General features: G+C 39.9%; 5 protein-coding genes. 2 read left to right on the forward strand and 3 right to left on the reverse strand.

The features are described from left to right. Window positions 1–1,014 (reverse strand): polysaccharide deacetylase family protein (locus tag H5072_RS09675; RefSeq protein ID WP_182693400.1); only part of this gene is annotated, 1,014 nt, incomplete at its 3' end. A gap of 42 nt (window positions 1,015–1,056) precedes the next feature. On the opposite strand from H5072_RS09675, the gene H5072_RS09680 reads away from it, so the two are divergent. Then, the gene (locus tag H5072_RS09680) at window positions 1,057–2,328 is read left to right on the forward strand and encodes an MATE family efflux transporter (protein WP_138489783.1); all 1,272 of its coding nucleotides are present in this window, start codon (window positions 1,057–1,059) and stop codon (window positions 2,326–2,328) included. Between the two features lie 9 nt (window positions 2,329–2,337). Here the strand turns inward: H5072_RS09680 and H5072_RS09685 are convergent, their stop codons facing one another. Together H5072_RS09685 and nfuA are read right to left on the reverse strand one after the other, a co-directional pair. Next, window positions 2,338–2,607, reverse strand: coding sequence for a hypothetical protein (locus H5072_RS09685; RefSeq protein WP_002959572.1), 270 nt, complete (start codon window positions 2,605–2,607; stop codon window positions 2,338–2,340). 9 nt (window positions 2,608–2,616) lie between these two features. Further along, window positions 2,617–3,192, reverse strand: coding sequence for a Fe-S biogenesis protein NfuA (gene nfuA / locus H5072_RS09690; protein ID WP_002959571.1), 576 nt, complete (start codon window positions 3,190–3,192; stop codon window positions 2,617–2,619). Between the two features lie 146 nt (window positions 3,193–3,338). On the opposite strand from nfuA, the gene H5072_RS09695 reads away from it, so the two are divergent. Beyond that, window positions 3,339–5,894, forward strand: coding sequence for a M14 family zinc carboxypeptidase (locus tag H5072_RS09695; RefSeq protein ID WP_182693401.1), 2,556 nt, complete (start codon window positions 3,339–3,341; stop codon window positions 5,892–5,894). Window positions 5,895–6,081: the final 187 nt, after the last annotated feature.

Consider the following 6,081-nt stretch of genomic DNA (forward strand, 5'->3'; position numbering starts at 1 on the left):
CCAAGGCTGCGAAAACCAAAAGTAATCGCCAGGGCTTGAAATAGAAGGGGCCGTGCAATTAAAACGAGAACGCCCTTTATTAAGCACCTTTGGTGAGGTGATTTCGACAGTATTTTTAGTTATCCATTTTAAATCTGCTTGGCCTACGCTTGATACATAACAGGCAAATTGGCTCTTATGAAAATCACCCATCTTAAATTCCATTGTGAGCGTGGGTGGATTTTGCTGTGTAACGCTATCTTGATAAGTTAAATTGGTGATATTAAACGCGCGTGAGTTGAGCTTAGTAATAAGGGTTTCTAGCTTGCTGTAAAAGCCTGATGCAGGAAAACGCGGCAAGCGGCTAAAATTAGAATCTTTATTTACAGCGCCTGAGTGCTGGCCAATACCCACAAAACCAAGCTCTGTCACGAGTGCTTGCAGCTCGTTATTAAACTCACCATACGGGTATGCTAAGTATTTATAGTCGTGGCCTATTTCTTCTTTTATGCGCTTTTGAGAGTTAAGAATATCTTGCTTAATACGTGATTGCCATTGTGCATCGGTTTCGTTTTCAAGCTTAAGGTGTAAGTAATCATGTTGTCCGCTATGATTGGCTATTAATGCCCCTTTTTTAGATAATTCTTTGAGCTTATCCCACCCCATTACGTAACTCATACCTTCGTCTATTAATTTAGGATTTACAAAGATAGTGTACGGGTAGCCAAACTTTTCTAAAATAGGTGCGGCTTGTTCATAGTTATTGTTATAGCCATCATCAAAGGTGATGGCTAGAGTTTTATCAGGTAAAGTTTCATCTTGTTGAAGCGCGCTAATTAACTCATTAAGAGGAATAACGTTAAAGTTGTGCTCTTTTAAATAGCTTAAGTGCTCCGTAAATGTATTGGCGCTAACGCTCGTGACAGCGGGTAGGGTTTCACTAACATGATGATACTGTAAAATAATGGCTGCTTGAGCCCGTACAGATACACTAATGAGGATAAATAACACTAAATGAAACAATTTCTTATACATAATAAGGCACACCATAAAAGCTTGCTGTTGTTAGCGGGTCCGATGATACTATCAAATATCACAGTGCCGTTGTTAGGAATTGTTGATACTGCTGTAATTGGGCACTTAGGAAGCGCTCATTACTTAGCTGGAATTGCCCTTGGCTCTGCAGTTATATCTATTTTATTTTGGCTTGCTGGTTTTTTAAGAATGAGCACCACGGGACTCGTGGCACAAGCATACGGAAAAAACGATTTAACCCAACTTGCCGCTTTACTTAAACGAAGCCTATTGCTTGCAAGCGCAGTGGCCGTGCTATTAATTGTGTTATCCCCATTAATAAAGCACGCTATTGCTTACCTCTCCGCAGCCAATGGCGACGTACTTAACCAAGCTTATCAGTATTTTAGCATTCGTATTTTTAGTGCTCCAGCAGCATTATGTAATTTAGTGTTACTGGGTTGGATGCTCGGTGTGCATTATGGTCGAGGTCCATTTTATTTATTACTCGTCACTAATATCGTTAATATAGTGCTCGATATTTATTTTGTTGTTTATTTAGATTGGGCAGTTGCAGGCGCTGCATGGGCGTCACTTATTGCTGACTATACAGCACTAGTATTTGCACTGTTTTTAGTGGCTAAACTAGCTAAAAAACAAGACATTGATCTAAATGTACCGAATTGGTTGAGTATTAGCAAAATGGCTGAATTATTGAGTTTGAATAGAGATATATTTATTCGCTCTTTAATACTGCAATTATGCTTTAGTTTTATGACATTTTACGCAGCGCGTATAGGCGAAACCACATTAGCTGCTAATGCTGTTTTACTTAACTTTTTAATGTTGGTGAGCTTTGCTCTTGATGGCGTTGCTTACGCCTCTGAGGCAAAAGTAGGGCAAGCGAAAGGCCAAGGAAGTGTTAAAAACATAGAGCTGTGGGTTAAAATAAGCGTATTTTGGGGTATGCTTTTTGGTGTGTTATATAGCCTATTTTTTGCATTATTTGGCAACACCATAATCAAGCTTTTAACCAATGTGCCAGAGGTTATTCAAGAGGCAACGCATTATTTACCATGGATAGTAGTATTACCAATTTTGGCCATGAGTTGCTTTTTGTTTGATGGTGTTTTTGTAGGGCTTACGCGAGCAAAGAACATGCGTAACAGTATGATACTTTCAGCTGGAGTTGGCTTTTTTGGTGTGTTTTGGGTGTTTATAGACTTGCAAAATAACGGGTTATGGCTGGCTATGAGCTGTTTTATGTTAATGCGCGGGGTTACATTAATAATTAAATATCACCACTTAAAAATAAATAATCAGCTATTAGATTAAATAAATGGTTTATTTCCAGAGATCGGGGTCATGGTGTTTAGGGCCCATATCTTTTAAAACTTGTGAAAAACGATTGGCAAAAATACCGCAGTAGCCCCAACCGGCAAAAAATAATGCGGGGAGTAAAATTATAACGCCAATTATTTGTAAGCTGTAGTGGGTGTAATACCCAATAGATATGAATATCACGGCTAGCACAAACAGTGCTAAGCCGCGAAAAAAGCGCTTTAAGCTCAGCTTAGGATTGCTCCCTAAGCGATAGATAAGCTGCTTTAGCATTTACAAGGCCTAATAGTAAGAGTGATCGCCCGCTTCGTGTTCTGTTATATCAGCAACACCGGTGATTTCTTCAAACTTAGCTATCATTTCTTTTTCAATGCCTTCTTTTAGTGTTACATCGATCATAGAACAACCATTACAACCACCACCAAACTGAAGTATAGCTATACCTGCAGCTGTAATCTCAACAAGGCTTACTTGACCACCGTGGTTAGCAAGTTGTGGATTTACTTCGGTTTCTAGCATGTGCTGTACACGTTCGTTTAACGATGCATCGTCACCTATTTTACGCGCCTTTGCATTTGGTGCTTTTAGCGTTAACTGAGTACCCATTTTGTCGGTAACAAAATCGATTTCAGCTTCTTCTAAAAATGGAGCACTTTCTGCATCTACAACGGCATCAAAACCGTTAAAGTTTAGGCGAATATCGCTCGCTTCTACAGCGTCTTCTGGACAATAAGACACACCACATTCCGCTTGTGATGAACCAGGGTTTACAACAAACACACGAATATTGGTTTGTTGTGATTGATCTGCTAATAGTTTAGCAAAATGCGCTTGCGCTGTTTCGGAAATAGAAATCATAAAACCATCTATACTTGACTAAATTACTCGGATACTGCGTATCATACTCCGCTCATCGTGTTGCGGCTAGTGTTGAGCGTAAAAAGTTGGCATCTATTTTAAGCAATGGTAGCGTGCAAACAACGAACATTTTTTGAGTGATTTATATGCGTTTGGTATTAACATTAATGGTGGTGTTGCTTAGCTTTTCAAGTGTAGCTAAGCCACTTTCGTATTATTTTGAACAAGATGTAAAATTTGACCCTTCAATTCCTACTCCTGAGCAAGTACTCGGTTACGAAGTAGGAGAGTGGCACGTGAGACATGATCAGCTCGTACGTTATATGGAAATACTTGCTGATAAAAGCGACCGTATAAATTTTGAAGTGATTGGCCGCACACATGAACAACGCCCCCTTGTCATGCTAACAATTACAGCAGCTGATAAGTTATCAAGCATAGAGCAGACACGCCAAGCTCACTTAGCACGCTTAAGTAACGATGGATCAGATGCTAATTCTACAAAGCAGCCTGCCGTTGTATGGATGGGGTATAGTGTGCATGGTAATGAGTCATCAGGTAGTAACTCATCTTTGCTGGTGGCATATTACTTAGCTGCTGCACAAGGTGCTGAAATAGATGAGTTATTAAACAACACGGTTATTTTACTCGACCCTTCGCTTAATCCTGACGGACTTGCTCGTTTTGCTAACTGGGCCAACAGTAACCGAGGTATGAACTTATCAAGCGACCCTAAAACCCGTGAACATGTTGAAAACTGGCCAAGTAGTCGTACCAATCATTACTGGTTTGATTTAAATCGTGACTGGTTATTACTACAACACCCTGAATCGCGCGCGCGTATTGCTAAATTTCATCAGTGGAAACCAAATGTCTTAACCGATTTTCATGAAATGGGACCAAACAGCAGTTACTTTTTTCAGCCAGGTATTCCTAGTCGTAAGCATCCTATAACACCGGATGAAAATGTAACGTTAACTAAAGCGATTGCTAACTATCACGCAAAAACATTAGATGAAAACAACGCACTGTACTTTACTGAAGAAAGCTTTGACGACTTCTATTACGGTAAAGGTTCAACCTATCCCGATGTAAATGGTGGCATAGGCATTTTATTTGAGCAAGCAAGTTCTCGCGGGCATATCCAAGACACTATAAATGGACCTTTGAGCTTTCCCTTTACTATTAAAAATCAACTATTAACGAGTTTATCTACCTTTAAAGCCGCTGTTGATAACCGCCAAGCATTACTTGATTACCAAGCTAAGTTTTATAATCAAGCTACTGATTTAGCCAGTGATGAAAGCTTTGAAGGTTATGTTATTGAGGGCGCGGATGACAACACTCGTATTAAAGATTTTTTAGGGTTGTTGAAACAGCATCAAATAGATGCTTTTTCGCTTACTAAATCACTCAAGGCAAATGGCAACAACTATACAACCAATAGCTACTTTGTGCCCTTAGCCCAGCCACAGTACCGCCTAATAAAAGCTATTTTTAGCGAGCAAAAAAACTTTGCTGATAACACCTTTTATGACGTATCTGGCTGGACTTTAGCGCATGCGTTTAACTTACCTTTTGCAAAAGTAAAAAGCAGTTGGGGTTTAGAGGTTGCAAGTACACCGTGGCAAAAAGCGGTAAAACCTTCTTTTGCTTCACTTGAGCAAGGCTATGCGTTTGGCTTTTCGTGGGATGATTACCTAGCACCTAAAATGCTAAACAGCCTTTTAAAGCAAGGTATTAAAGCGCGTGTAGCGCTAAGCCCATTAACAGCCAAATCAAACTCAAGTGAAGTAAGCTTTGATGCTGGTAGTATTATTGTGCCAGCAGGCTTACAAACGAATAATGATTGGGTTGGAATATTAAATAAAGCACAAAACGAGTTTGGAATTGCAATCAAGCCTATTAACTCAGGTCTTACAAGCAAAGGAGCCGATTTAGGGTCTCGTACAATGGCGGTTGTTAGCGAGCCAAAAGTATTATTGGTAGGTGGTAAAGGCGTAAGCCAGTACGAAGCTGGGGAAGTATGGTACTACCTCGATCGCTTTGTAGGTGTTGCGCCAACAATTGTTGAAATGGAGCGTTTAAACTCTATTGAACTCAGTAATTACAGCCATATAGTACTTGCTCATGGTAACTACAACAGCTTATCTGATACCGACAAAGTGGCTATAAAAAGCTGGGTAAGAAAAGGCGGCGTTATTTGGGCTCACAAAGGCGGCGCTAAATTTTTAGCTGATCAGCAATTACTCAAAGCAAGCTATCTATCAAGACAAGATGTAGCGAGTGCATTTAAAACGACAGGTTTAAGTTATGGCGATAAGGACCATTTAGCAGGACGTCAACGCATTGCAGGAGCTATTTTTAATACTAATGTAGATTTAACTCACCCACTTACATTTTCACTTAAACGCAATACATTGCCCGTATTCAAAAACAGTACTTGGTTGCTAGAAGCTTCCGATGCACCGTTTGTAAATGTACTTACCTATACTAAAAAGCCATTGTTAGCGGGTTTTACCGATGCTGTTAATGTTGAGCAAGTTGCTGGTGGTGCTGGCTTAATTGCGCACTCATATGGACGAGGTACAGTAATAGGCATGACCGACGATCCTGTATTTAGGGGTTACTGGTATGGGACTAGTCGACTACTAAGCAATGCGTTATTTTTTGGTCATACGTTTCGTGCAAATGGCGAATAATACCAATTAGCTTAATTAAGTAATCTATTTTGAGGATGGAAAAACGTGTTGATAGCTAGGCAAAAAATTCGCTAATTAGTTGTTCTCGGCAATTGCTCCTGGATTGCTCTACCTTCTGCATCCATGCAGTCGTAAATGAGAATTTTTTAACACAGGTAGCGACACGTTTAGCCCCGCAAAATGATTA

The organism is Pseudoalteromonas sp. SR45-5 (assembly GCF_014163565.1).
In the GTDB taxonomy this organism is placed as follows: Bacteria; Pseudomonadota; Gammaproteobacteria; order Enterobacterales; family Alteromonadaceae; genus Pseudoalteromonas; species Pseudoalteromonas distincta.